We start from the raw sequence: 26,650 nt of genomic DNA, 5'->3' as shown, positions 1-26,650 counted from the left end.
ATGGCACTTCAATATGTAGGTTTAAGTGAAATTAATGGACCACTCGTCGTATTAGATCACGTTAAAGATGCATCTTATGATGAAATGGTTGAACTACAGTTAAAAGATGGTTCAACACGTTCTGGTCGTATTGTAGAAATTGAAGGTGAAAGAGTAGTTGTTCAGGTATTTGAAGGAACAAACGCTTTATCACTTGCAAATACTAAGACAAGACTATTAGGTCATCCAATGGAATTACCATTATCAATGGAAATGCTTGGCCGTGTCTTCTCTGGTGCAGGTAGACCAATTGATGGTCTAGGAGATATCTATGCAGAAAAGAGTGCTGATATCAATGGTCAGCCTCTTAACCCAGTATCTCGTGTATATCCAAGAAACTATATCAATACAGGTATTTCTTCTATTGACTGTCTAATGACTCTAATTAGAGGTCAGAAGTTACCAATCTTCTCAGGTTCTGGTTTACCTCATAACCAGTTAGCTGTACAGATTGTTAAACAGGCTAAGATTGCAGATGAAGCAGGACAAGGCTTCGCTGTTGTCTTTGCAGCAATGGGTGTTACAAATGACGTAGCCAACTACTTCAGAAGATCATTCGAAGAAGCAGGGGTTATGCAGAGAGTAGTTATGTTCATGAACTTATCTAATGACCCAATCATCGAACGTATCTTAACACCTCGTTGTGCATTAACTGCTGCTGAATATCTAGCATTTGAACATGATATGCATGTTCTTGTAATCTATACCGATGTTACTTCTTATTGTGAAGCATTACGTGAATTCTCTTCAAGTAAAGGTGAAATTCCAGGTCGTAAAGGTTATCCAGGTTATCTTTATTCTGACCTTGCTTCATTATATGAAAGAGCTGGTATTGCGAAGGGTGCTAAGGGTTCTGTTACACAGATTCCAATCCTTACAATGCCTAACAACGATATTACACACCCAGTTCCTGACTTAACTGGTTACATCACAGAAGGACAGATTACTCTTGATCCTGAATTAAATGCGACTGGTATTTATCCACCAGTTGGTGTTCTTCCATCACTTTCAAGACTTATGAAGGATGGTATCGGTGAAGGCTTTACAAGAGCAGACCACCAGGATGTTGCCAACCAGTTATTTGCATGTTATGCCCATGTACAAGATGTTAAGTCATTAACATCAGTTATCGGTGAAGATGAATTATCAGAAGCTGATAAGAAATATATGGAATTTGGTCGTCTTTTCGAGCAGCACTTCCTTAATCAGGGATTCGATACAAACAGATCTATCGAAGAAACCCTAGACCTTGGATGGTTACTATTATCAGTTCTTCCAAAGAATACATTGGACCGTATTGATAATGCTGTTGTAGATAAATTCTATGATCATGAAAAAGCAGTCAAAGAATTTGATTTACACGAAGATGTAGTCATCAAAGAATTGAAAGACGCTGTAACTAATGGCTAATCAGGTTGTCCCTACTAAAGGGAATTTGATGGCAACCAAGAAGTCTCTTGAACTTGCTAGACTTGGTTATGACCTGCTCGATAAGAAAAGAAATGTCTTAATTAAAGAAATGATGTCATTACTTGATGATGTAAAAGAAATCCGTGATGACATCACTGATTCTTATGATCGTGCTTATGCAGCATTACGTGAAGCAAATGAATCTTTAGGTATTATTTCTGATGTTGTAGAAGGTGTCCCTATTGATGATGGTATTAGTGTTAAGTATCGTTCAGTTATGGGTGTAGAATTACCTAAGATTGAATATGAGAAAACACCATTAAGAGTTGGTTATGGTTTTGAACGTGCAAACTCTAAGGTAGACTACGCTTATATCTGTTTCTATCATGTAAAAGAAATGACAGTAAAGCTTGCAGAAGTAGAAAACTCTGTATATCGTTTAGCGAATAATATTCGTAAGACACAGAAGCGTGCCAACGCTTTACAGAACATCTCTATTCCTCGTTTTGAAGCCACTGTAAAGATGATTACAGAAGCCTTGGATGAAAAGGACAGAGAAGAATTCTCAAGACAGAAAGTTATTAAAGCACAAAAGAATAGACAAGAAGCTGCAAAAAGAAAGGCATAACTGGTACCTCGTGTACCAGTTTTTTTATATATAGAATTAGAAAATAACCGCTTTATACAGTATAAATAAGTAGAGTATAAAGTAAGGTGTATGAAATCACGAGATTTGTGAAGAAAATGAAAAACAGGATATCAAGTTGGTTGAATTATAAAACTCGCACCAATGGTGCGAGAAATAGAGAAGTGCATGGGAAAGAATGAAATTGTGGGATATGAACCACTTGTGAGATCATATATAAAAATACTATGTCGATGAACTTAGACTGTCTTCTATGCTTATCAAGACCATATCTGATGGGGAAGTCAGAATTATCCTAAGGAATAGGAACAAAATAATCTGATAAATGATTGAGAAATCTATATAATGAATAAGAAAATAACCACTTTGTGCAGTATAAAAAAGTAGAACATAAAGTGAGGTGTATGAAATTATGAGATTTGTGAAGAAAGTGAAAAACATGAAAAACATGATATCAAGTTGGTTGAATCGTTTGTTGTACAAAGCTATAATGAGTTTGAAAATTATGGATCATTTATATTTTCAAATGGAGGGATGCAGCATGACAGCAAAGATAGCAATTGTGGATAAACCAATAAAAGCTGATATCACTGATGTGGCAGATTGGTTCTTATTAAAAGGGAATATGTCAAACAAAAAGATTCAGAAGCTTTGTTATTATGCACAGGCATGGAGTTTAACACTTTTGGATCAGGATATAGCTAGTCATTCTGAATTTGAAGCATGGGTACATGGTCCAGTAAATCGTACTTTATACCAAGTATATGATGGCTATGGCTGGCACGAATTAAAGATTACTAATCGTGAAGAAACTATGGCTAGAATGGAAAAACTGTTCACTTCAGAGCAGGTTGAAGTATTAGAAGCAGTCTGGGATACTTATGGAGAGTATGGGGCTGATCAATTAGAGGCTTTAACCCATACAGAACTCCCATGGTTAGAACAAAGAACAGGTTTAGGTAAATTTGAAAGTAGTCATAATGTGATTTCTTCTACTACTATGAAGGAATACTATAATTCTATTAAAGTTAACTAAATGAGCAAGAGAAAACTGATTGAAATTAAGAAAATTAAAAAGGAAAATTTTGTTCTTGCTAACCAATCGATTAACGCAAAGAATCATCCAGAAATTAATTTTAAATATTTATGGAAATGCAATGTGGGGTGTTTTAAAAGCTTAAGCAAATATAACTATAAGTATAAGGAAGAGAAAGTGTTTGATCAATTGCAACAGTTTCTATATGAAGTGGATCAGTGCTCCAACTTAGATGAAGTTATTACTCAATACACATCTTCCAAAGGAAGCAAAGTGGATCCATCTAATACTTATTTACGAAGATTGAAAGCAACTTTTGAAGATGCATATCCAGAAGAAAAAGAATTATTAAAGTCTGGTATAATTCATATACATTTAAAAAGAAATGGTAAAAATAAGTTTGTTATGTTTGGTATTCATTATGAGAGTGTATTTTTTGTGCTAGCTTTTGATCCAAATCATAGTTTCAATAAACGAGTCTAACTCATTGAGTTAGGCTTTTTCACAATTTCCTTACATTATATGAAAAATTGAAGATTTTTTGTTATATATAGTTATAATGAAACTCGTTGGAGGGAACCTTATGAAAAAGAACAGCTATTTGTATCATGCTGGTACATCATTTTTCTTTTATTTTGCATTTGCATGTTACAATGCAATGCTTGCTTTATATTTAAGTGATATTCACTTTAATGCACAGCAAATATCACTTATTACTTCATCAGCACCACTATTCTCAATCTTTGCTCAGCCTTATCTAGGAACATTGGCAGACCGCTTCCGTTCACCTAGAAAAGTATCTTTAGTGGCATTGTTTATTACAGTAGTAATGAATGTTATCTTTATATTCTCACATCAATTAATTATTCTATTAATCACAAGTGCTTCTATTCTTGCCTTATTCAATGCAGTCACACCTTTAACGGACAGAATTGGTGTTTCTTCACCCTATGACTTTGGTAAAATCAGATTATGGGGGTCTGTTGGTTATGCTATCAGTGCACAGCTATGTGGTTTAGTCTATGATGTGATTGCACCTGTTTCTATCTTCGTTATTTTCCTCTTTGGTACACTCACAGTTCTTATCTGTATCCTAAGAGTTAATGATCCAGAAGTAGTACAAACAGAAACAAAAGTAGAATATAGCTCTAAAGAAGCCTATAAGAGCCTTTTTAAGAATAAACAGTATATTATATTCCTATTGATCTCTTTCTTCTTCTGGGGCGCATGTACAGCCAATTTCACATATATCTCAGTATTCATTAAATCGGTTGGTGGCACAGCATCCATGGTAGGAACTTATCAATTATTTGCAACACTCTTTGAAGTACCTGCAATACTTGCTACAGACTTTATTATTAAGAAGTTCTCTTATAAACATATCATGCTTTTTGCATGTATTATGTCCATCGTGAACTTTGTCTGGTATGCGACACTACCTAATCCAAACCTCATTGTAGCAGTATTTGTATTCAAAGGCTTATCTACCATACTCTTTACTATGATTACCGTAAGATTAATCATGGAAATCGTAGAAGACAAGTATGTTTCTACAGCTTTTGGTTTACAGGCTACAGTTGGTAGAGGAATAGGTGCTGCAGTAGTACAGTTAATTGGTGGAAAACTTATTGATAGCTTCTCTACAATGACACCATTCTATTTGTTTTTATCCGTATTAATTGTAACCGCTTTAGTTTTATCCTTAACTTTCAAAGAAAAAAGCGCTTAGAATCATAATTCTTACAACATTATTAAATAATTCTTAATTCAAAAAGAGTCGATATAATCAACTCTTTTTTAAATTTCTTAATGATTTCTTAAGAAAGTTCTTTATTTTTTTGTACAGAGTGATATAATAAACATTGTCGAAAAGAAAGGGAGTGGATTACATGGATAAGAAGACTAAAGAAGTTGTAGATTTCATGGTAGATCGTATTAAAACTCAGAAGACAATGTTTATTCCAGTAGTCGCTATTTCAGCTTTCGCATTAGTAGGTTATGCAGCAGCTGATAGAACAGCGCCTGTTGTTCATTCAAATAAACTAGTAGTACCTTATGGTACAGAATTACAAGCAAGTGATTTCAATGTATCAGATAATAGAGATACAGTGAGTGTTATTAAAACAGAGATTAATGATCATGCTTATCAGAAAGATCAGATTGGTAAATATAAAGTAAATGTTACTGTAAAGGATGCATTCAATAACGAAACAACTAAGGAAATTGAAGTTGAAGTTGTTGATAATGAAGCACCTGCACTACAGTCAGTAAATAATGATGGTTATGTTATTGATGTTGAAGCAAACAGCAATAATGATTTAAAACAGTACATTAAAGCAACTGATAATGTGGATGGTGATGTATCTGACTTCATTACTTTTGATCATAATCTAGATACAACAGTTCTTGGTGAACAGGTCATCCATGCAACTGTTGAAGATAACGCAGGTAATAAAGCAGAAAAAGACTTTACATTCAATGTTGGTGATACAATTGCACCAGAAATGAATTTAAAGAATGGTAATATCACTGTTAACTATGGTGATGGTTTCGATATTCACAATTATGTTGATATTAAGGATAACTATGATGTGAACCCTACAGTGACTGTAGAAGGTAATGTAGATACTAGAAATATGACTGATGCACAGCCAATCAAGGTTACTGCAACAGATATTTCTGGAAACCAGACTTCAAATGATTATGAAGTAAGAGTCGCAGATATTGCTGGACCAGCAATTACATTAAAGAGTGATAATGTAGATGTGAAATATGGTACTTCATTTGATCCTAAATCAAACTTAGCATCAGCTATTGATAACTTAGATGGTGATGTAACAGGTAAGGTTGAAATTACTGGAACTGTTAATACAAATAAAGCTGGCGCTTATCGTGTTTACTACAGAGTAACTGATAATGCCGGTAATAGATCTGAAATAAGTGCAAAGATCAATGTATCTGCTGCACCAGTTGTAAAGATTAGAAATAACAGAGGCAACAGAGGTACAGGTTATAACTTCGGTGGTCTTGGTGGAGGCGCTGCACAGGGTGGTATCGTTGGTACTGCACGTTCAAGACTTGGCTGTGCATATCGTATGGGTGCTTCTGGACCAACAGTATTTGACTGCTCAGGATTTACATCTTGGGTTTACAGCAAGAATGGTAAGTCATTACCAAGAACTGCTGCAGGACAGTATAGTGGAACTTCAAGAGTATCTAAATCAGGCTTAACTGCTGGTGACTTAGTATTCTTCGCTGGAACTTATAAATCAGGTATCTCTCATGTAGGTATCTATATTGGTGGCGGACAGTTCATCCATGCTGCAAACTCTAAGACAGGTGTTGTTGTTTCTTCATTAAATAGTGGATATTATTCAGCTCATTATGCAGGAGCAGGTAGAAGATAAGAGGGTTCAAAAAGAACCTTCTTTTTTTGTTGTCGTAAAGTATGGATCATTTGATTGAGTTATTTTGAAGATAGTAGGTATTAAAAAACTCCGGCTTAATATAATTAAGTCGGAGTCAATCGTTAACCGTTTAACGTATATCCTTGAGAATAGTAAACGACTACTGGCATACCAGTTGTAATTGTATTGTACATAGTACCTGCAAAACCTACAGGTAAATTCACACATCCATGAGAACCACCATTCACATAGAGGTTACCACCGAATTTATTTCTCCAGTTTGCATCATGGAAACCAATACCTCTGTTGAAAGGCATCCAATAACTTACAGGAGACTCATAAGGATACTTACCTGTAACAGGATCCTTAGTACCTCTTAATACTCTATTACGTTCTTTAGAATAAATATAATATGTACCTGCTGGAGTATAACGATCACCTGTCATCTTACCTGATACACAATCTGACTGAAGAACACACTGACCATTCTTATAAATCCATAAATGCTGACGAGATAAGTCAACTTCAATATAGTTACCACCAAGACCATAATTCTCAGTAGATTGTTCCTTAGAACTATATGCAGGAGTTCTCTTAACAGCTTTTCCAGCATTTAATTCTTCTTTAATTTTTGCGATTTCTTCTGTCTGATTCATCTTATAACCATAAGTACCGCCATTTACAGTTCTTACACCTAAACCTGTTGCATTAAATGTATGTGTCTTACCAAAAGTATTGGCTTTAGCTGCAAGTGTATAAACAAAGTTCTTCATGCGTTTATTCCAGATTTCTTCGTTATAGCTATAAGTACCATCTTCATTTTTAACAAGCCATGTTAATATCTTTTCACTATTTAAAACTTCACTCTGGTTGTTAGGAAGTTCATAAGTAATAGAAGTCTTTAAATATTTCTTTAATGTTTCTGCTTCAGCTTTAACAGTTTCAGCTGTTTTTTCAGGAACCTTATATGCATCCTTAACTTCAGCAACATTTAAACTTGTCTTCTGAAGACCAACAGCTTTATTCGCTGCTTCATAAACAGTGTCTTTATTTAAACTATTTCCAGCTTTTTCCTTTACTACAGTAAAAGTACCATTTTTATACTTCATACGTGCATCTGTAGGAGCTGTCTGGTTTTCATCTTTTAACTGATTCTTTCCATAAAGAACAGTCTTTAACTTATTTTCATCATAAGAAGCTTTAGTCTGAATAGTTTTCTTATTTCCCTTATGATTAAATAAGTAGTTCTTGAACCATGTGAATGAATCCTGTTTCTTCAACAACGCTTCAACTTGTCCATCAGGAACATAACTCATATCGATTTCTTTTGCTGAAATAGTTTCGGTAGTCTTATTTCTAAACTTCATTTCTAAAGTGTAGTTTAACTGATTTTCAGCAATCTTCTTTTCCGCATCTGCAACACTTAATTTACCTACATTCACATTATTAATATAAGTAGAAGGTAGGAATCGATCACTATAAGCTGTACCCATATGATGAATATAGAGGAATACTGATAATCCAAGAATCACGAGTACAGATACAATAATCACAATAATCTTATTTTTTTTCTGCAAATTTGTCATGTTATCTTTCTCTCCCTTATACTACCCTTTCTAATTCAATGATTATAGCAAATATTTGTAAAAAGGTAAATCAAGATTTGTGAAATGACTTAAAATTACATAACTTGTACAAAAGAATTAGTTTTAACTTATTTATTTTGCGAATTAATTATATAAACGTTGTAATGTGGTTGTTAGTACATTGAATGCAGTGACAAAGAACTAACAAAAATATGAGTGAATAATTATGTTGATATAAACAAAGTATTAAATCAAAAGGAACTGAAAGAAGTTTAGAGATACTTAATAGTAGAGGAAAGTAAAAAATAATACATTACTACATTTTTAAAACTATATGATATTAAAAAAACAATGAATATATCAATGTAATTTGAAGTGTATGCTTCGATAACTGTCAAACATATTAATAAGCCGCTTTTTTCATAGTCATTCAATATGTGCTATAATGTGGTCAAAGTGAGGTAATGCTATGAAGATATATTATGAAGTACATGGAAATGGATATCCGATTATCTTATTACATGGTAATCAGGAAAATAGAAAAATATATGATCAATTAGTCAAAGATTTAGAAAACGATTATCAATTAATCGCAATGGATTCACGTTATCATGGTAAATCTATTAAGAGTGGTCCATTGACACTAGACCGTATGGCTCAGGATGTGATGGATGTCGCAAATGAGTTAGATTTAGAAGCATATGATGTCATTGGTTTTAGTGATGGTGCGAATATCGCACTTACACTTGCAGGTAAAGATGACCGTTTAAAACATATGGCACTTCTTTCACCTAATGCAACACCAAAGGGTATTAAATGGTATTATCGTCTCCATATGTATATGACATTACTCTTATTACCGATATTCTGTATTTATGATAAGAGATCTAGAATACGCTTTAAGCTCATTTCATTTATGACAAAAGAGCCACATTTTACTGCAGATTACTTATCAGAACTCAAGATTCCAGCTTTATTACTATCTGGTGAGCATGATGTAATCAAGGATTCTGATTTCGCATTTATTCAGTCATCATTACCTTATTGTGTACATAAGGTAATCAAGAATTCACCGCATTTCTTGTTAGGTGACCAATATGATAAAACATTAAAAGAAATAAGGGGGTTTTTATATGCCTGTCATCACGAAGCATAATGTATTAGATATAAAGAATGTTGTATTTGGAGAAGGTACACCTAAGATCTGCCTTCCTATTGTAGATACTACTAAAGAAGGTATTATTGATACTTTAGATTCTTATAAGGATTTAGATTATGATGTAGTAGAAATTAGACTTGATTTCTATGAAGGACTAAAAGAAGGACTTCTCACAGATGTATTAGAAGAAATTAAGAAACATACAGATAAACTTGTATTAGGTACAATCCGTACTGTGAGTGAAGGAGGAGAAGGAGAACTTACTTCTTTAGAATATATGCACTGTATTAAAGAAATATGTGATGCACATGTTGATCTAGTAGATATTGAACTATCACAGGGATATGAAGCAGTGATGGAGTTAGTTCAATATGCTCATAAGAAGGGTGTTCATGTAGTTATGAGTGAACATCATTTTGATGAAACACCATCAAGAGAAGATATGCAGGAAACATTAGAAAAGATGGAAATATTAGGGGCTGATTTACCTAAACTTGCAGTTATGCCTGGAAGTAAAGAAGATTTATTAACACTTTTAGAAGCCACTCTCTATTCTAGTCAGCATCTAAGAAGACCTATTATTACGATGTCCATGGGTAAACTTGGACGTCTGTCACGTATGATGGGTGAATACTTTGGCTCATGTATGACTTTTGCGACAGCGAAGGATGCCAGTGCACCTGGGCAGGTTCCTCTTGATGATCTTAAGAAGGTTCTAGAGGTTTTACATGATTAATTTAGATCATGCGAAAAATGCGTTTAATTGTTATGTCAATCGTTATGATCTCTCTATCCCGCATATTCATCTTAAATATGTTCATTCCTATAAAGTAATGGATGTCATGGGTGAATTATGTGATATGAAAGGGAAAAAAGAAGAAAAAGACTTATGTCTATTAATCGGCCTATTACATGATATAGGCCGTTTTGAACAGTTTCGTATTTATCATTCTTTCATAGATAGAGAAACAGTGGATCATGCAATGTATTCTTCTCATGTACTATTTGAAGAGGGACTGATTAGAGAATTCATAGAAGAAGATACATATGACACAATTATTAAGCATGCTATAGAACAGCATAATAAATACAAAATAGAAGACGGCTTTAATGAAGAAGAACTCTTCTATATACATATGATCCGAGATGCGGATAAATTAGATCATTTCCGTGTAAAGGATGTGGAAAAAGATACTGTCTTGTTAGGAGTTACCTATGAAGAGGCGGGAAAAGAATCTATAACTGATGAAGTCTATCAGCAGTTCTGCAAACATCAACTTATTTATGCTCCTACAAGAAAAACACATCTAGATATGTGGATTTCTTATATTGCTTTTATATTTGATCTCTATTTTGAAGAAAGTAAATCATATATAGAAAAAAATCACTATATTGAAAGAAGTTTTGATAAAATAAAAATAGAAAATCTAGAGATATTGAAGAAATATCAAGCGTTAGAGAAATGCGCACTAGAGTATATTGAAGGAGGACGAATATGAGTTTACCAAAAGATTTCCTATGGGGTGGAGCTTTAGCAGCTCATCAGTTTGAAGGTGGTGTATTAGACACTACTAAAGGTTTAAGTGTTGCGGATGTTATGACAGGTGGTAATGTTTCTACGCCACGTGTGATCACTGATGGTGTAAAAGAAGGATTATATTATCCAAATCATATCGGTATTGATTTCTACCATCATTATAAGGAAGATATCAAGTTATTCGCAGAAATGGGCTTTAAATGTTTTAGAACATCTATTGCCTGGACAAGAATCTTCCCATTAGGTGATGAAGAACAGCCTGATGAAGAAGGATTACAGTTCTATGATGATGTATTTGATGAATTATTAAAATATGGTATTGAACCAGTTATCACATTATCTCACTTTGAAATGCCTTATCATCTTGCAAAAGAATATGGCGGATTCATGAACAGAAAGACTATTGATTTCTTTGTGAAGTTTGCTGAAGTATGCTTCAAGAGATATAAAGATAAAGTCAAGTACTGGATGACTTTCAATGAAATTAATAACCAGATGAACTATAAGAATGATATTTTTGGATGGACTAACAGTGGTGCACATTTTGGAAACTATGATAATCCTGAAGAAGCTATGTATCAGTGTGGTCATTATGAATTAGTAGCGAGTGCAAAGGCGGTGAAGATTGGTCATGAAATCAATCCAAACTTTTTGATTGGTAATATGATTGCAATGGTTCCTATTTATCCATTCTCTTGTCGTCCAGCAGACATGGTATTATCTACTGAAATGATGCATCAGAGATGGTTCTTCTGTGATGTACAGTGCCGTGGTCATTATCCACGTTATGCGTTAAAGATGTTTGAAAACAAAGGCTTTAGACTAGATATCACTGAAGAAGATAAAGAAGCTTTAGCTCTAGGTACAGTAGATTATATCGGATTCTCTTATTACATGACTAATACTGTAGATTCTACAGCACATAAGGATGTTTCTAAATCATTAGATGGTTCTAGTGAACATTCTGTAGCTAACCCATTCATTAAAGTATCTGACTGGGGCTGGGCTATTGATCCAGAAGGTTTACGTTATGCATTAAATCAGATGTATGAAAGATATGAAAAACCATTATTTATTGTAGAAAATGGTTTTGGTGCTATTGATAAGAAGGAAGAAGATGGCAGCTGTCACGATCCATATCGTGTAGATTACTTAAGAGCACATATTGAACAGATGAAGAAAGCTGTAGAAATTGATGGTGTAGACTTAATGGGTTATACACCATGGGGCTGCATTGACTGTGTCTCTTTCACAACAGGTGAAATGAAGAAGCGTTACGGCTTTATCTATGTAGATCGTAACAATGATGGAAGCGGTACACTAGAAAGAAGCAAGAAAGATTCATTTGACTGGTATAAGAAAGTTGTTGCTAGTAACGGTGAAGATTTAGGTTAATTCGCTTTCAACATTGCGAAAAAAAGAAACCCATGAGAAATGCTTGACATTATGCTCGTGGGTTTTTATACTGTTTAAGGGTAGACATTCCAAGTGTTTATCGATAATTAAAAAAACGTTGATAAATTCAACATTTTTTCATGTTAATAAATTATTACAAGAAGATTTTATTATCTCAAGCATATTAGTTGCACATGCAACTAATATAGACTAATATAGAAGTACGAACAAATCTATTAGGTAGTTATTCCTAATAGATTTTCTTATGAGGAGGGTATATAACATGGAGGTAATCAAAAGAGATGGCTCTAAGGTAGCCTTTGATGGAAATAAGATTGAGAATGCGATTTTAAAAGCAATGCGCTATGGAAGTGGTATTGTAAAGCCAGAAATTGCATCTAAGATCTCACATGAAATTGAAGACTGGCATAGATCAGCAGGAGCTGCATCTATCAGTATTTATCGTATTGAAGGACAGGTTTTTGAAAAGTTGATTGAAAAGGGAGAAGTACTTACTGCCAAGGCATATGAAGGCTATCGTAAGGTAAGAGAATTCCAGAGAGAAACAAATACAATTGATAATGCGATTTATGGTATTGTCAATCAGACTAATAAAGAAGCAATGGATGAAAACTCTAATAAAGATGCGACTGTACTTGCAACTCAGAGAGACTTGATTGCAGGTGAATTCTCTAGAGACTATTGCCGCCGCTTGTTATTACCACCAAAGATTGTCCAGGCACATGATGATGGTATTATTCATTTCCATGATATGGATTACTATATCCAGAAGATGCATAACTGTGATCTAGTAAACTTAAAGGATATGTTTGCGAATGGTACAGTTATTAATGATAAGTTGATTGAAACACCTAAGTCTTTACAGACAGCATGTACTGTTGCAACTCAGATTGTTCAGCAGGTTGCTAATGGTCAGTATGGAGGACAGACAATCTCTATCTCTCATTTAGCACCTTATGTACGTGTATCATATAAGAAACATTTAAAGGCTGTAAGAAAAGAAGGCAAAGAAGTAGGTATTGATTATACTGAAGAACAGATTGAAAAGATTGCAAAATCTCGTCTTCATGAAGAAATCAAAGCTGGTGTACAGACTATCCAGTATCAGATCAATACATTCTCTACTACAAATGGTCAGGCTCCATTCTTATCTATTTTCATGTATTTAAGAGAAGAACCAGACTATATTGAAGAAACAGCTTTATTAATTGAAGAAATCTTAAAACAGAGATATATCGGTATGAAGAATCCTGTAGGTGCTTATGTCACTCCAGCATTCCCTAAATTACTTTATGTATTAGATGATAATAATGTCCCTGATGATTCACAGTATCGTTATTTAACAGATTTAGCTGTTAAGTGTGTATCTAAGCGTATGATGCCTGATTTCATCAGTGCAAAGATCATGAGAGAAAACTATGAAGGACAGGTATTCCCATGTATGGGATGTCGTTCATTCTTATCTCCATGGAAGAATGAAAAAGGTGAATATCAGTGGTATGGACGTTTCAATCAGGGTGTTGTAACTCTTAACTTAACTGATGTTGGTTTATCCGCAAATAAGAATATGGATTCATTCTGGAAGATTCTAGACGAACGTTTAGATTTATGTTATGAAGCATTAATGTTAAGACATGAAAGCTTAAAGGGTACTCCTTCAGATATTTCTCCAATTCATTGGCAGTATGGTGCAATTGCAAGACTAAAACCAGGAGAAAAGATTGATTCATTATTAGATACTTGTTATTCTACATTATCATTAGGCTATATTGGCTTATATGAATGTGTAGTCGCATTAATTGGTCAGTCTCATACTTCTGAAGAAGGCGATGCATTAGCTCTTGAAATCATGCAGAAATTAAGAAATGCATGTGATAAGTGGAAGAAGGATACAGGTTTAGGATTTGCCTTATATGGTACACCTGCAGAATCAACTACTTATACATTAGCACGTGCATTAAAGAAGAGATTTGGAGTCGTACCTGGTGTAACAGATAAAGACTATATTACTAACTCTTATCATGTCAATGTAAGAGAACAGATTGATGCATTCTCTAAATTAGGCTTTGAAGCGAAGTTCCAGAAGATCTCTTCTGGAGGGGCTATTAGTTATGTAGAAGTGACTAATATGACAAACAACTTTGATGCCATGAAAGAATTAATCAACTATATGTATGAAACAATCCAGTATGCTGAAATCAATACTAAGTCTGACTATTGTCAGGAATGTGGTTTCTCTGGAGAAATCTTATTAGACGAAAACAATGAATGGTATTGTCCTAACTGTGGTAATAGAAACCATAAGACTTTAAATGTATGTCGTAGAACATGTGGTTATCTTGGTGATAACTTCTGGAATAAGGGACGTACACAGGAAATCAAAGAACGTTTTGTACATTTAGACAATAGAGTATATCAGGAAAATAACTAAGGAAGGCCTTGAGAGATAACCGTGACTGGTTATCTCTTTTTATCTAAAAAATGCATCTAATTGAGAAATTCTGGAGTAAGAATGGTACTATACATATAGGAAACTTCTTTTTCTAAATCTAAGGGAGGGAAATTTTATGAAGAATAAGTCAGAGAAAATTTTTCGTTTTTTGTCTTTTGCATGTTTGGTAGTACTCGCAGCATATATAATTTTGTCTCTTCATCATTTAACAGAGAGTGCTTCTTATATGTCTGGTGCTACTTACAAATTTCTTTTCGGTGCAGAATTTGTTCTATTAATCATAGTATTTATAAGAATTTTCTGGAAATTCAGAAAATTGAGAGAAGTAGGAAAGGGGAAATAATGAAAATTTTATTTGAATACCCACACTCCACAGGCGATTATCAAAATATGAAATAACAGTTTTAATTTCCTTGGCATTTATATGTAAAAATGATTTCAATAATTGGATTTACCTGTAGATTAGGGGTAATTAAATAAGTTTCTATTTTGAAATTTGAGAATAAAATACACTTAAAACTAGCTAGAATTTTAAGCCTCTAGTTCACAAGTATTCACAGGAAAATAACTAAGGAAGACCTTGAGAGATAACCATGACTGGTTATCTCTTTTTAAGTGAAAAGACTGTGGACAAGCCACAGCCTTATTTAAGAACCTTACGTTTAGTAGACGAAGGAATATTCAATTGTTGTCTATACTTGACAATGACACGACGTGAACAATGTAATTCTAATTCTTCTAGTTTTTTGAGAATCTGATTATCTGAAAGTGGATGTTCTTTATCTTCACTATCAACTAATTCCACAATAGCCTTTTTAATGGAATCACTACTATCCCCTGAAGCAGTTTGAGAAACAAGAAGTTGTTTAAGAGGATAAACCTCACCATTATAGCTGTAGTACTTATTATTTAATGTACGTGAAATAGTAGATTCATGGAATCCTGTTTCACTTGCAAGTTGTGATAAAGTACATGGGTATAATTCATCATCATATAAGAAATAACCACTTTGGATATCAACTAAAGCATTTGCGACAAATAATACTGTTTGATTTCTCTTTGCAAGATTTTCAATTAAGAAATGTGCATCATTAAAATAAGCTTTCATATTCTCATCATTCTTTACCTTCTCATAAAGAAGATCATTTACTATGAGTTCAGGTTGATTGATAGGGGTAATCATGATATTAGAATCTTCTACCTCTATTAAAATATCTGGTGAGATATAATCATCCTGGGATGAACTATACATATTACATGGGAAAGGATTACAAGAACGTATTTCATAAAATAAATGGTCTATCTCTTCTTTTTTTAATCCTGTTTTCTGTTTAATGAGTGAATAGTTCTGAGTTAAGATCACATCTTGATAATCTCTAAATAGTGTATAGCTTTTTGTTTTATTATTATTTTTTAATTGAATGATAATTGAATCAATCGCATCAGCTGCACCAACACCATTTGGTTCAAAAGAACGTAATATATCTAAATGAGCATCAAGCATTTCTCTGTCTATATCTAAATCAGTGATATATTGTTCAATAGGGTAGGATAAGAACCCACTATCGTCTAATGATTCAATCAAATAATCCATTATAGCTTCATTATATGAATGAGTACATGCACTTAATTGTAAATAGAGATCATCTTTTAAAGAGCGTTTATTAGAAATACTTTCAATAAATTGCTGAGTATCATAGTTTTTAGGTGATTTTAGTTCTAAAAAAGGATTGGTTTCTAATACTTGTTGAACAACTTTATTGATATCATCAATGTTGTCAGTTAGGAAATCTAACGATTTTAAAAGTTTTTGATTTAATTTTAATGTTTGTTTTAATGTTTGAATATATTGCATTTTTTGTTTCATATTCATCACCCCTCACTATTATATAGCAAAATTCGTGCCAATTAATGTTTGGATATTTATCATAATAGTATAGCGAATAACTATTGTTGCGCACATGTTTTATTTGTTTTATCATGAATTATGAGGTGATTTCATTGAAAGAAAAAATAATGTTGTTGATCAATGGAAGAATGGATCAAAATTCATATGAAGAATGTCAATCTGTGCAATTATCAAAAGAATTAAAACTTAGTAGAAACCAAGTAACAAAACTGTTAAATGAACTATTTAATGACAAGAAGCTTATTAAAATCAAAACAAGCCCTGTTTTATATCTTTCAAGAGGGTCTCTTGAAAGTAAATATAAGAAGAAGCTCTTATCAGACGAATACAAATCATTAGATGAATTGGAAGCTGAACTAAACAATCAGACAGAATTAAAGAACTTTGAAAAGCTTATTGGATCTAATGAAAGCATGTATCAGATTGTAGAGAAGATTAAGGCAACAGTATCTTATCCACCAGTAGGATTGCCTATGTTGTTTTATGGACCAACTGGTACTGGTAAATCATTTATGGCTAAACTTACGTATGAATATTGTGTAGATACAGGTTTGATTGATGCGTCTAAGAATTTTGTACAGGTAAACTGTTCAGAATATGCAAATAACCCAGAATTACTTACAGCTAATCTATTTGGCTATAAAAAAGGTGCATTTACAGGTGCAGATAGTGATAACTTAGGTTTATTACATTTTGCGGATGGTGGTGTATTATTCTTAGATGAAGTGCATTGTTTAAATGCAGAATGTCAGGAAAAGTTATTCCTTTATATGGATCAGGGAATCTATCACTTAGTAGGTGACAACAATAAATGGTATAAATCAAAATGTAGAATTATATTTGCGACAACAGAAGTGCCACAAAAAGCATTATTAAAAACATTCCTTAGACGTATTCCAGTTATTCTTACAATTCCATCTCTTGCACAAAGAGGAGAAAATGAAAAGCTAGAACTCATGTATAGCTTTTTGAAGAACGAAGAGAAGCGTGTGAACAAAACAATTCTTATTTCATCTAACGTTTATGAGTTGTTACTGAATCATACATTTGTAGGTAATATTGGTGAACTGACTAATACTATTCAGGCAAGTTGTGTGAGTGCATTATATAAAAGTAATTCAGATACGTTAGAAATTCATGCTTATGATTTACCTGACAATATTAGAAATAGTATAGATGTTTCCTCTATGATTATGAAGAAGCATAAGCTTGTCTCTCTTAACACACTTCTTCCCGTATCAGATCAGGGTATTGTTAAAGATTTTTATCAATCATTAATTAATCTTAAAAGAGATCAGTCATTTGCAGTAAATGCACAGAATACTGTAGATAGATATTTTGAAAAGCTTATATTTAATGATAATCGTGCAGGTTCAATTGATTATCTTACAAACTATCTAGAAAAGATATTTAATAATATCACTGAACATTATGGCTTTAGGACTTCACATAATGAGTTGATTGCATTGGCTACATATGTCTCAGAATTCTGTAAGAATACATATCTCACAAATAACTGGATCAATGAGAATTATGATGAAGTAAAAAACTTAAAGAAATATCTAAAACTTGAATTTCATCGTGAATATGAAATAGGACAGGATGTTTCTCGTTACTTAAAGAATAATATGAATCAGGATATTGATGACTTTGTAGAATGTATTATCTGTATTTGTATGATTAAGTATTTTGTACATTCTGGTGAAGATCTCACAATTGCGATTATTATTGCGCATGGGTATTCAACTGCAAGTTCTATTGCAGAAGCAGCTAATAGAATGTTGAATAGTTATATATTTGATGCAATTGATATGCCGTTAGATGTGGATGTGCAAACTATTACAAGAAAGATCAATGATTACATTGCACATGTTGGTAATATCTCAAAGCTTTATTTGTTAGTTGATATGGGTTCTCTTGAAGAAATATATCAGGGATTAGATACAAGTAATGCGGATATTGCCTTAGTAAACAATATTAATACTAAATGTGCGTTAGAAATAGGACAAGGAATTAAACTCAATAGAACAGTGACTGAAGTAATTGATTCTATTCTTAAGGAAAACATCTATAAAACGCATGTAGAACTTAAGAAAAAGAAAGAACCTATTGTCATCTGTTCATGTGCATCAGGAGTTGGTACAGCGAATAAGATCAAAGAAATCTTATTCAATTCTTTACCTGAAGATTCTAATCTAAAGATTATTACTTATGATTATCCTGCTTTAATACGTAAACAGGTCTATGATCAGTTAATGAATGATTATGAAGTTGTATGTGTCATTGGAACACTTGATCCAAATATTGAATCTATGAAATATATAGGCATACAAGAATTGATTATTAACGAAAGTCAGAATGCCATAGAAGTATATTTTGGAAAGTATATGACTCAAGAACAGATGGAAATATTTGAGAAGAATATCTTGCGTAATTTCACATTATCCAATGTCATGAATAATTTAACTATATTAAATCCGGATAAACTACTTGAACATGTTGCGAAAGCAATTGATCATCTACAGAATATCCTACATAAGAGATTTAAGAATAAAACATGCTTTGGATTATATGTTCATATTTGTTGTCTTGTAGAAAGATTAGTGACAAGACAAGCTATTTCAAACTTTACTGATCATGACTTTAAAGAAAAGCATCAAGAGTTTATAGATCAAGTAAATATCTCAATGAAAGAAGTTAAGACATACTACAACGTTGAGATTCCAGATGAAGAAGTAGAATATATATACAACTATATTATTAATGATTAGTGTGCTATTAATTGGCACACTTTTTGCTTGTTTATAAGTGGAAGCTAGTTCTACAGATTAAGCGTAACTGATCTATAAACTGGCACGAAGCTTGCTTGAGTATAAGTGGAAGCTAGTTCTACAGATAAGTGTAACTAATCTATAAACTGGCACGAAGTTTGCTTGAGTATAAGTGGAAGTTAGTTCTACAGATAAGTGTAACTGATCTATAAACTGGCACGAAGTTTGCTTGAGTATAAGTGTAAGTTAGATGTACAGATAAGCGTAACTAATCTATAAGCTGGCACAAAGATTGCTTAAACTAAAATGAAAAGAAAGGAGTAAAGATTATGGCAAAAATCATACTTGCATCACATGGAGGATTATCTAAGGGAATGAAAGATTCAGTTTCTATGATTGTTGGAGATTTAGCTAAGGATGTAGAAACATATAGCTTGCTTCCTGGAGAAAATCCAGAAGACTTTTATCAAGAAGTTTTGAATGAAGCAAAAGAGAGTGAAGAACAATTCTTAATCTTATGTGATATCAAAGGTGGAAGTGTTCACACAGCATTATCTAAACTTGCAGTATTAGATAATGTAATGGTCTTCTCAGGAATGAACATGGGACTAGTATTAGATGTAGTAATGAAAAGCTTGAACGGAAAATTTGAATTAGCAGATGCGAACGATTTAATCGAAGCAGCTAAAGATGGAATGACTGTTATGAACGGAATATCAAGCGAAGATGATGAAGATTTCTAATAGGAGGAGAAAAAAATGATTAAATTATTAAGAGTGGATCACAGATTGTTACATGGACAAGTTGCTTTTTCTTGGAAAAATGCTGTTGAAGCAGATTGTATCTTAATTGCGTGCGATGCAGTTATGAAAGATGATTTAAGAAAAGCATCAATTAAATTAGCAAAACCAAGTGGTGTTAAATTAGTTATTAAAAGCATGGATGATGCAGTAAAGGCAATCAACAGTGGTGTTACAGACAAATATAAATTATTGACTGTAGTTGAATCTATTAAGGATGCTGAAAGATTATGCAAAGAGTGCAACATCAACAAATTAAATCTTGGTGGTACTAAGGCGACTGCTGAAACTCGTAATATCTCAAAAGCAATGAATATTACACCAGCAGAAGAAACAATTCTAAAAGGATTATGTGAATCAGGTGTGGATGTAACAATTCAGATGGTTCCAGAAGATAATCCAGTAAGCGTTGAAAAAGTTTTATAGGAGGAGAAATATGTTACTACAAGCAATTTTACTTGGCTTGGTAGCAATGCTTGGAAATGCTGAATATTTATTCGGTACAAGTTTGCTGTCAAGACCATTGGTTATGGGCACTTTAACAGGTATTGTACTTGGCGATGTTCAAACAGGTGTTACTTTAGGTGCAACATTAGAATTAGCATTTATGGGTGCTTTCTCAATCGGAGCTAGTATTCCACCTGAAATGATTTCAGGAACTGTATTAGGAACAGCTTTCACAATTACAACAGGAGCTGGACCAGAAACTGCATTAACTGTAGGGTTACCAGTTGCCTCATTAGTATTAATCGCAAAGAATGTTGGAATGGTATTCATCTTACCTCCATTTGTTCACAAAGCAGATAAATATGCAGCTGAAGGAAATATGGCTGGAGTTGCTAGAATGCACTTATTAGGTGGATTCTTCGGTGTTAACTTAATTATCGGTGTTATCGTAGCATGTGGTTACTATGCTGGTGGACCTGCTGTACAGGCTTTATTAAATGTCATTCCTAAATGGATTTCAAATGGTTTACAGATCACAATGGGCTTATTACCTGCAATTGGGTTCGGTTTATTATTAATGATGATTATGGACAAAGAAGTTGCATGTTTCTTCTTCTTAGGATTCGCATTAAGCGTATACTTAAAGATTCCAGTAACAGCAATCGCAATTTTTGGAGCTATCATTGCCATCGTATTAACTCAGTTACGTAGTAATTCAGCTCAAACAGCTATAGAAGGAGGAGTAGATGAAGATGACGACTTCTAATAAATTAACTAAAAAGGAATTAAATCAAGTATTCTGGCGTTCATTTGGTTTGGAATGGTCTTGGAACTATGAAAGACAGATGAATATGTCATACTGCTATAGTATGTTACCAGTTATCAAAAAATTATATTCAAATAAAGAAGATCAAGTTGCAGCTATGAAGCGTCACTTGGAATTCTTCAATACAACTCCACAATTGGCAACATTAATCTTAGGTATTAGTGCTGCTATGGAAGAAAGTAACGCAAATGATCCTGAATTCGATACAGAAAGTATCAACAATGTAAAAGTTTCATTAATGGGACCTTTAGCTGGTATTGGTGATTCATTCATCTGGGGAACATTACGTATTATTGCTACTGGTGTTGGTTTGTCTCTAGCAAATCAGGGAAATATATTAGGACCTATCTTATTCTTATTAATCTTCAACCTTCCAGCTCAGGGATTACGTTACTATTTAATGAATGCTGGTTATAAGTTAGGTAGTGGATTCTTGGCTAAGATCCAGCAGAATGGATTAATGTCAAAACTTACTTATGCAGCAAGCGTTTTAGGATTGATGGTTGTTGGTGGTATGACTGCTGAAAACGTATCAATCAGTTTCCCATTGAAGTTTGGTTCTGGTAATGAAGCAACTACATTAAATGAAGTATTCAACAATATCATGCCTGGTTTAATGCCATTATTATTCACATTACTAGTTTACTACTTATTGAAAAAGAAAAATGTTAAGACAACTACATTGTTATTAATCTGTGTTGTGATTGGCTTGGTCGGAGCATTCTTTGGTATTTTAGGTTGTTAATAAATTTTAAATAAACGGAGGAAAAGAAAATGGAAATGATTAAATTTAATGAACAGGAAAAAATCGATAGCGTTAATGGAGCATTAGCTCTACGCCCTCAGATCAACGAAATCGTTGATGAAATCTGCGAACGTGGATATTCAAACATCTGCTGGTTAGGTGTTGGTGGTACTTGGGCAAGTGCTATGCAGGCTACAGTACACATGAAAGAGATGAGTGCTATTGAAACTTGGGCAGAAAATGCTGCTGAATACTTAACTACAGGAAACAAACGTATTACTAAAGATACAGTTGTTATCATCTCTTCTGTAACTGGAAACACTAAAGAAGTAGTTGATGCTATCAAGAAAATCAAGACAGAAGTTGGCGCTACAGTTATCTCATTTGTTGATGCTAAAGAAGCTATCTTATTAGATTTAGGAGACTACAAGATCTCTTACCCAGTTAACGAACAGTTAAAGTTCTTCATGGTTGCTGACCGTTTCATGTTCAACAATGGTGAATTTGAAGACTACGAAGATATGTATGCTGAATTTGACAAATACTTAGCAGAAGCTTTAGTAGAAGTTGAAAAGAAAGCTGAACCATTTGCTATTGAATTCGCTAAAAAACACTGGAATGATGAAATGCACTACTTTGTAGGTGCTGGAAATCAGTGGGGAGCTACTTACTCATATGCAATGTGCTATTGGGAAGAACAGTTATGGTTAAAAACTAAATCAATCACATCAAATGAATTCTTCCACGGTATGTTTGAAATCGTAACTAAAGAAACTCCAGTTACAATCTATATTGGTGAAGATGCTCAGCGTCCATTATCTGAACGTGTAGCTAACTTTATTCCAAGAATTTGTGAAAACTACACAATCATTGACTCTAAAGATTACGAATTAAAGGGAATAAGTGAAAAATATCGTAAACACTTATCTCACCACGTAATGCATGCTGTAAACAATAGAATCGACGTTCACATGGAAATCGAAACTCGTCACCCTATGGAAATCCGTCGTTACTACAGAAGATTAGAATACTAAAATATAAGGGGTGGATTTATTCCACCTTTTATACCTTAATTGGGGGTATATTATGAATAAATTAACAATGCTTGATTATGTTAAAGAAACTCCAAGCGTATTAAGAACAAATATTGAGCAATATACTACATTGGTTGATCCATTAATGAAGGAAGTGCAACAAAAAGAAATCAAACGTATTTTACTTGTTGCTTCTGGATCGAGTCATAATGCTTGTTATTGTGCTAGAAGTTTTGTGGAAAAAGTAAGTGGTTTAGAAGTAAGAATCATTACTCCATATACATTTACGTATTATGAAAACGATATTAAAGAAAATGACTTAGTTTTAGTAGTTACACAGAGTGGTTTAAGTACAAATGCAATCGAAGCATTAAAAATCATTAAGAAAAAAGAATGTAGAGCTATTTGTTTAACAGGAAACAAAAACAGTGATGTAAAAGATGTTGCAGATGTTGTGATTGAATATGGTGTTGGTGAAGAATTAGTTGGCTATGTCACAAAGGGTGTTTCTTCACTTGCGTTATTCTTAGATTTATTCGCAATTGCGTATTCTGGAAAGACTGAATATTTGGATGAATTAAAGAAAGCAGCTGATTTAAATGAAGAAATGATTGATCAGGCTACAAACTTTATTCAGCGACACTATAAGAATTTCTCATCTATGTCCTGGGTTTATAGTTGTGGAGCCGGTGCCAATTATGGAACGGCACTTGAAAGTGCATTAAAAATGGGTGAAACCATTCATATTCCAAGTTGCTGCTATGAAATTGAAGAGTATATTCATGGACCAAATCTTCAATTAACACCACAATACAATGTGGTTTTCTTTGATGGAAACGATAGTGCAAGTCGACGCGTAGAACAAGTATATCAGGCTACGCGAAAAGTTAGTGATCGCGCTTATTTGATTTCAAACAACCCTCAATTATCAAGTGATGATCATGTTTTAAGTTTGAGTGATACTGTATCAAGTGAATTATCTCCACTTGTATATCTACCATTTGTACAATTATTAAGCTTTATTGTTTCAAATGATTTACACTCTATTTATCAACATCCATTATTAAAAGAATTTAAGGCTATTGCAGCCGCAAAAACGGAGAATTTTGTGAATTATGATGGAGACGATTAAAACTGTTATATTTGATATGGATGGTGTGATCTTTGATAGTGAAACCATGTATATAAATGATTTGATAAGATTTTTTAAACAGCATGGTATAGAAATACAAACAAGTGATTGTATTCCTCTCATTGGTATTGATAGTAAATTATATTATGAACAAGCATATACAATGTGGAATGAAAAAACTGATTTCATCACATTTAAAAAGATACTTCAAGAATATTTTTGTTCATATGAATGTGATTATAAAGCAGTAGTTAGACCTCAAATCTATCCTGTTTTAGAACACTTAAGTAAACATTATAAAATTGCGTTAGCGTCCTCTTCAAGTTTAAATACTATTAATACTGCATTAGATCAAGCTGGTTTAAGAAAGTACTTTTCACTTATAGTAAGTGGTGAACAATTCAAAGAAAGTAAACCAAATCCAGAAATATATTTACATACAATCAAAGAATTGAATGTGAATAAAGATGAAGCTATTATTATTGAGGATTCACCTAAAGGAATATTAGCTGCAAATAGAGCTGGTATTAGGGTATTAGCTTTAAAAGATGATAAGTTTGGCTTGGATCAGAGCCAGGCAGATATAATTATTGATGAATTAAATGATATTATAAAGTTTATTGAGAAAGGGGCATAAAAGTATGAATGCTATGTTTATTGTCGTTATAGTGATTGCTATTATTGGTACTATTCCAGTAATCATCAGAAAGAAACTCCTAAAAAATTATCTAACATTACTCCAAAACAATGATATTAAGGCAATAGAAGACTTAATGGCAACTAAACTAGCTAAGATATGTATTCCTCCATTTAATAGAGAATACTTACTTTTAAATGCTTATCTAAAGATAAATGATGACAAACAAATAGATACTCTAGTAAACAATATAATAGAACATGTTCCTATGAATTCTAAGCAGAAGTCTGCTCTTGCACAATCAGTATTTTATAGATATGTAGATAAGAAAAATGCATCTATGATTGATTGTTTGTTGGAAATGGTTAGCACAACAAATAATCATGCCCTATATAGACAGATGGATATGGTTAATGATACTTTAATTAAGGGTGGAAATAAGTATTATGACGAACTAAAATCTGATCTTGAAGATGTAGAATATACTAAAAACAATGAAGATACTCCCTATCTCGAATTCTTATTATCAGTTATCTACAAGAATATGGGTAATGAATCAAAAAGCAAGGAATATAAGAATAAAGCCTTAGAAGACAGTAAAGGAACTGTATATGAATCTTTAATTCAGTCTCAAAATTAATAGGATGATTGAGAAAATCTCGCACTGAAAGACAACCTAATTAAAATGGGTTGTCTTTTCCATTTAAAGAATATTTCTATCATATCAACATAATTATGCTATAATTATGTTGATGAAAGGAGTGAAGTATTATGCCACTAATTCTACCTATTAAGGAATTAAGAAATACAAATGATATCTCTAATATTGCACACAAACATCATGAACCTATTTTCATAACAAAAAATGGCTATAGTGACCTGGTTGTGATGAGCAGTGAATTATATGATGAGTTTGCTAGAATAAATCGTATAGACAACGCAATCTTTGAATCTGAACAAGAACTGTTGGATGGTGCAGAAGCAGTTGATGCAAAAAAAGTATTCGATGATTTGGAGAAAAAGCATTTTGGATAAGTATCAAGTAAAAATCAATTCCAAAGCAATTTCTGAATTAGATTATATTTACAACTATATTGCAATTGAAAAATCAGCCTCTGAAAATGCGAGAGCACAAATTAATCGAATTAAAAATGCTATCTTGGGTTTGGATACTTTTCCTGAATCTCATCAAGTGAGAACAGAAGGAAGATATGCTGGAAAATACAGACAATTATTGATTGATAACTATATTGTTATTTTTCGAATTGATGAGCTACATAAAACTGTTTACGTGGTTACAGTCCAATACCAGGGACGTAATATATAAGGAAATCGATGACTAAAAAACGCATGTTCACGCCATGCGTTTTTTTTATAGTGTGCCGGGCATGGCACTAATTCAGTCGGAGATAAACCGACCACAGGTATTTACCGCCAAGTGTAGTGAACCACAAGCCGATACCATAAAGGTAGGAGTGAAGGAAGTGGTGTAGCGATTCCCTTGAGCGTACGAACAGAAACTTGATACAAGGCTAAATGGTGGACAAGGTTGCTATACAAACCGAAGTCCTAAAGGTAAACGTAAAACCAAGAGAGTAAATCAAGACGTTGTGAAGGAAACAGGATTAGTGAATTACCCCGGGAGGCCTCACAGGCAATGA

General features: G+C 33.2%; 25 protein-coding genes. 23 read left to right on the top strand and 2 right to left on the bottom strand.

The features are described from left to right. The 6 genes from QZQ55_RS02190 (at position 1) to QZQ55_RS02165 (ending at position 6,538) form a co-directional block, all read left to right on the top strand. Positions 1-1,449 carry a V-type ATP synthase subunit B gene (locus QZQ55_RS02190; protein WP_295089355.1) on the top strand — a complete coding sequence of 483 codons (1,449 nt, stop codon included), beginning with the start codon at positions 1-3 and terminating at the stop codon, positions 1,447-1,449. Then, complete coding sequence (locus QZQ55_RS02185) at positions 1,442-2,077, top strand: V-type ATP synthase subunit D (RefSeq protein ID WP_117458656.1); 636 nt, start codon at positions 1,442-1,444, stop codon at positions 2,075-2,077. Before QZQ55_RS02190 ends, QZQ55_RS02185 begins: the two co-directional genes overlap by 8 nt. 559 nt (positions 2,078-2,636) lie before the next feature. Further along, the gene (locus tag QZQ55_RS02180; protein WP_295089352.1) at positions 2,637-3,131 is read left to right on the top strand and encodes a Panacea domain-containing protein; all 495 of its coding nucleotides are present in this window, start codon (positions 2,637-2,639) and stop codon (positions 3,129-3,131) included. Continuing rightward, complete coding sequence (locus QZQ55_RS02175) at positions 3,132-3,614, top strand: hypothetical protein (protein WP_187012224.1); 483 nt, start codon at positions 3,132-3,134, stop codon at positions 3,612-3,614. It begins immediately after the preceding gene. A 100-nt stretch (positions 3,615-3,714) separates the two neighbouring features. Continuing rightward, positions 3,715-4,860 (top strand): MFS transporter, encoded by a 1,146-nt coding sequence (locus QZQ55_RS02170; protein WP_295089349.1) that lies wholly within the window; start codon positions 3,715-3,717, stop codon positions 4,858-4,860. Positions 4,861-5,020: 160 nt separating this feature from the next. Next, entirely contained in the window at positions 5,021-6,538 is a 1,518-nt protein-coding gene (locus QZQ55_RS02165) for an NlpC/P60 family protein (protein ID WP_295089346.1), read from the top strand. 122 nt (positions 6,539-6,660) lie between these two features. Here QZQ55_RS02165 and QZQ55_RS02160 read toward each other — a convergent pair whose 3' ends face one another. After that, positions 6,661-8,124 carry a L,D-transpeptidase family protein gene (locus QZQ55_RS02160; protein ID WP_295089343.1) on the bottom strand — a complete coding sequence of 488 codons (1,464 nt, stop codon included), beginning with the start codon at positions 8,122-8,124 and terminating at the stop codon, positions 6,661-6,663. Positions 8,125-8,593: 469 nt separating this feature from the next. Here QZQ55_RS02160 and QZQ55_RS02155 point away from each other — a divergent pair, with 469 nt between their 5' ends. From QZQ55_RS02155 to QZQ55_RS02130, 6 genes are all read left to right on the top strand, one after another. Next, positions 8,594-9,280 (top strand): alpha/beta fold hydrolase, encoded by a 687-nt coding sequence (locus QZQ55_RS02155; protein WP_295089340.1) that lies wholly within the window; start codon positions 8,594-8,596, stop codon positions 9,278-9,280. Beyond that, entirely contained in the window at positions 9,258-10,019 is a 762-nt protein-coding gene (gene aroD / locus QZQ55_RS02150; protein ID WP_295089337.1) for a type I 3-dehydroquinate dehydratase, read from the top strand. The genes QZQ55_RS02155 and aroD overlap by 23 nt, the downstream gene beginning before the upstream one ends. Further along, positions 10,012-10,782, top strand: coding sequence for an HD domain-containing protein (locus QZQ55_RS02145; protein WP_295089334.1), 771 nt, complete (start codon positions 10,012-10,014; stop codon positions 10,780-10,782). Before aroD ends, QZQ55_RS02145 begins: the two co-directional genes overlap by 8 nt. Then, positions 10,779-12,215 (top strand): 6-phospho-beta-glucosidase, encoded by a 1,437-nt coding sequence (locus QZQ55_RS02140; protein WP_295089331.1) that lies wholly within the window; start codon positions 10,779-10,781, stop codon positions 12,213-12,215. The genes QZQ55_RS02145 and QZQ55_RS02140 overlap by 4 nt, the downstream gene beginning before the upstream one ends. 283 nt (positions 12,216-12,498) lie before the next feature. After that, a complete protein-coding gene (nrdD, locus tag QZQ55_RS02135; protein WP_295089328.1) occupies positions 12,499-14,667 on the top strand; it encodes an anaerobic ribonucleoside-triphosphate reductase in 2,169 nt (722 codons plus the stop codon). Positions 14,668-14,803: 136 nt separating this feature from the next. After that, the gene (locus QZQ55_RS02130; RefSeq protein ID WP_295089326.1) at positions 14,804-15,031 is read left to right on the top strand and encodes a hypothetical protein; all 228 of its coding nucleotides are present in this window, start codon (positions 14,804-14,806) and stop codon (positions 15,029-15,031) included. Between the two features lie 300 nt (positions 15,032-15,331). On the opposite strand, the gene rpoN is transcribed toward QZQ55_RS02130, so the two are convergent. Beyond that, on the bottom strand, positions 15,332-16,555 hold the full coding sequence (gene rpoN, locus QZQ55_RS02125; protein ID WP_295089323.1) for an RNA polymerase factor sigma-54: 1,224 nt from the start codon (positions 16,553-16,555) through the stop codon (positions 15,332-15,334). 125 nt (positions 16,556-16,680) lie between these two features. Between rpoN and QZQ55_RS02120 the strand changes: the two genes are divergently transcribed. From QZQ55_RS02120 to QZQ55_RS02070, 11 genes are all read left to right on the top strand, one after another. After that, positions 16,681-19,368: a sigma 54-interacting transcriptional regulator gene (locus QZQ55_RS02120; RefSeq protein WP_295089388.1), complete on the top strand. Its 2,688-nt coding sequence runs from the start codon at positions 16,681-16,683 to the stop codon at positions 19,366-19,368. 329 nt (positions 19,369-19,697) lie between these two features. Next, positions 19,698-20,111: a PTS sugar transporter subunit IIA gene (locus QZQ55_RS02115; RefSeq protein ID WP_295089321.1), complete on the top strand. Its 414-nt coding sequence runs from the start codon at positions 19,698-19,700 to the stop codon at positions 20,109-20,111. Positions 20,112-20,126: 15 nt separating this feature from the next. Then, entirely contained in the window at positions 20,127-20,594 is a 468-nt protein-coding gene (locus tag QZQ55_RS02110) for a PTS sugar transporter subunit IIB (protein ID WP_295089319.1), read from the top strand. A 10-nt stretch (positions 20,595-20,604) separates the two neighbouring features. Next, the gene (locus QZQ55_RS02105; RefSeq protein ID WP_195920439.1) at positions 20,605-21,381 is read left to right on the top strand and encodes a PTS sugar transporter subunit IIC; all 777 of its coding nucleotides are present in this window, start codon (positions 20,605-20,607) and stop codon (positions 21,379-21,381) included. Continuing rightward, the gene (locus tag QZQ55_RS02100; RefSeq protein WP_363128267.1) at positions 21,368-22,186 is read left to right on the top strand and encodes a PTS system mannose/fructose/sorbose family transporter subunit IID; all 819 of its coding nucleotides are present in this window, start codon (positions 21,368-21,370) and stop codon (positions 22,184-22,186) included. Before QZQ55_RS02105 ends, QZQ55_RS02100 begins: the two co-directional genes overlap by 14 nt. A 29-nt stretch (positions 22,187-22,215) precedes the next feature. Then, positions 22,216-23,220: an SIS domain-containing protein gene (locus tag QZQ55_RS02095; protein WP_295089313.1), complete on the top strand. Its 1,005-nt coding sequence runs from the start codon at positions 22,216-22,218 to the stop codon at positions 23,218-23,220. A gap of 52 nt (positions 23,221-23,272) precedes the next feature. Further along, positions 23,273-24,352, top strand: coding sequence for an SIS domain-containing protein (locus QZQ55_RS02090; RefSeq protein WP_295089310.1), 1,080 nt, complete (start codon positions 23,273-23,275; stop codon positions 24,350-24,352). Further along, complete coding sequence (locus QZQ55_RS02085) at positions 24,339-24,989, top strand: HAD family phosphatase (protein ID WP_295089307.1); 651 nt, start codon at positions 24,339-24,341, stop codon at positions 24,987-24,989. The genes QZQ55_RS02090 and QZQ55_RS02085 overlap by 14 nt, the downstream gene beginning before the upstream one ends. A 4-nt stretch (positions 24,990-24,993) precedes the next feature. Continuing rightward, positions 24,994-25,629: a hypothetical protein gene (locus QZQ55_RS02080; protein ID WP_295089304.1), complete on the top strand. Its 636-nt coding sequence runs from the start codon at positions 24,994-24,996 to the stop codon at positions 25,627-25,629. Between the two features lie 131 nt (positions 25,630-25,760). Further along, on the top strand, positions 25,761-26,024 hold the full coding sequence (locus QZQ55_RS02075) for a prevent-host-death protein (protein ID WP_295089301.1): 264 nt from the start codon (positions 25,761-25,763) through the stop codon (positions 26,022-26,024). Next, positions 26,017-26,316: a type II toxin-antitoxin system RelE/ParE family toxin gene (locus QZQ55_RS02070; protein ID WP_295089298.1), complete on the top strand. Its 300-nt coding sequence runs from the start codon at positions 26,017-26,019 to the stop codon at positions 26,314-26,316. Before QZQ55_RS02075 ends, QZQ55_RS02070 begins: the two co-directional genes overlap by 8 nt. The last annotated feature ends 334 nt before the right edge of the window (positions 26,317-26,650 follow it).

The sequence above is a fragment of the uncultured Catenibacterium sp. genome (genome assembly GCF_900540665.1).
GTDB lineage: Bacteria > Bacillota_I > Bacilli_A > Erysipelotrichales > Coprobacillaceae > Catenibacterium.
The sequence above is the reverse complement of the archived record's forward strand: the minus strand, read 5'-3'. Positions and strand labels throughout refer to the sequence as shown.

Excerpts from the sequence above, each read along its gene's own strand:
- QZQ55_RS02105 (WP_195920439.1), top strand. The coding sequence starts at position 20,605 with ATGTTACTACAAGCAATTTTACTTGGCTTGGTAGCAATGCTTGGAAAT.
- QZQ55_RS02100 (WP_363128267.1), top strand. The coding sequence starts at position 21,368 with ATGACGACTTCTAATAAATTAACTAAAAAGGAATTAAATCAAGTATTC.
- QZQ55_RS02115 (WP_295089321.1), top strand. The coding sequence starts at position 19,698 with ATGGCAAAAATCATACTTGCATCACATGGAGGATTATCTAAGGGAATG.
- QZQ55_RS02180 (WP_295089352.1), top strand. The coding sequence starts at position 2,637 with ATGACAGCAAAGATAGCAATTGTGGATAAACCAATAAAAGCTGATATC.
- QZQ55_RS02190 (WP_295089355.1), top strand. The coding sequence starts at position 1 with ATGGCACTTCAATATGTAGGTTTAAGTGAAATTAATGGACCACTCGTC.
- QZQ55_RS02110 (WP_295089319.1), top strand. The coding sequence starts at position 20,127 with ATGATTAAATTATTAAGAGTGGATCACAGATTGTTACATGGACAAGTT.
- rpoN (WP_295089323.1), bottom strand. The coding sequence starts at position 16,555 with ATGAAACAAAAAATGCAATATATTCAAACATTAAAACAAACATTAAAA.
- aroD (WP_295089337.1), top strand. The coding sequence starts at position 9,258 with ATGCCTGTCATCACGAAGCATAATGTATTAGATATAAAGAATGTTGTA.
- QZQ55_RS02090 (WP_295089310.1), top strand. The coding sequence starts at position 23,273 with ATGAATAAATTAACAATGCTTGATTATGTTAAAGAAACTCCAAGCGTA.
- QZQ55_RS02155 (WP_295089340.1), top strand. The coding sequence starts at position 8,594 with ATGAAGATATATTATGAAGTACATGGAAATGGATATCCGATTATCTTA.
- QZQ55_RS02175 (WP_187012224.1), top strand. The coding sequence starts at position 3,132 with ATGAGCAAGAGAAAACTGATTGAAATTAAGAAAATTAAAAAGGAAAAT.
- QZQ55_RS02145 (WP_295089334.1), top strand. The coding sequence starts at position 10,012 with ATGATTAATTTAGATCATGCGAAAAATGCGTTTAATTGTTATGTCAAT.
- QZQ55_RS02085 (WP_295089307.1), top strand. The coding sequence starts at position 24,339 with ATGGAGACGATTAAAACTGTTATATTTGATATGGATGGTGTGATCTTT.
- QZQ55_RS02130 (WP_295089326.1), top strand. The coding sequence starts at position 14,804 with ATGAAGAATAAGTCAGAGAAAATTTTTCGTTTTTTGTCTTTTGCATGT.
- QZQ55_RS02185 (WP_117458656.1), top strand. The coding sequence starts at position 1,442 with ATGGCTAATCAGGTTGTCCCTACTAAAGGGAATTTGATGGCAACCAAG.
- QZQ55_RS02165 (WP_295089346.1), top strand. The coding sequence starts at position 5,021 with ATGGATAAGAAGACTAAAGAAGTTGTAGATTTCATGGTAGATCGTATT.
- QZQ55_RS02140 (WP_295089331.1), top strand. The coding sequence starts at position 10,779 with ATGAGTTTACCAAAAGATTTCCTATGGGGTGGAGCTTTAGCAGCTCAT.
- nrdD (WP_295089328.1), top strand. The coding sequence starts at position 12,499 with ATGGAGGTAATCAAAAGAGATGGCTCTAAGGTAGCCTTTGATGGAAAT.
- QZQ55_RS02160 (WP_295089343.1), bottom strand. The coding sequence starts at position 8,124 with ATGACAAATTTGCAGAAAAAAAATAAGATTATTGTGATTATTGTATCT.
- QZQ55_RS02170 (WP_295089349.1), top strand. The coding sequence starts at position 3,715 with ATGAAAAAGAACAGCTATTTGTATCATGCTGGTACATCATTTTTCTTT.
- QZQ55_RS02080 (WP_295089304.1), top strand. The coding sequence starts at position 24,994 with ATGAATGCTATGTTTATTGTCGTTATAGTGATTGCTATTATTGGTACT.
- QZQ55_RS02075 (WP_295089301.1), top strand. The coding sequence starts at position 25,761 with ATGCCACTAATTCTACCTATTAAGGAATTAAGAAATACAAATGATATC.
- QZQ55_RS02095 (WP_295089313.1), top strand. The coding sequence starts at position 22,216 with ATGGAAATGATTAAATTTAATGAACAGGAAAAAATCGATAGCGTTAAT.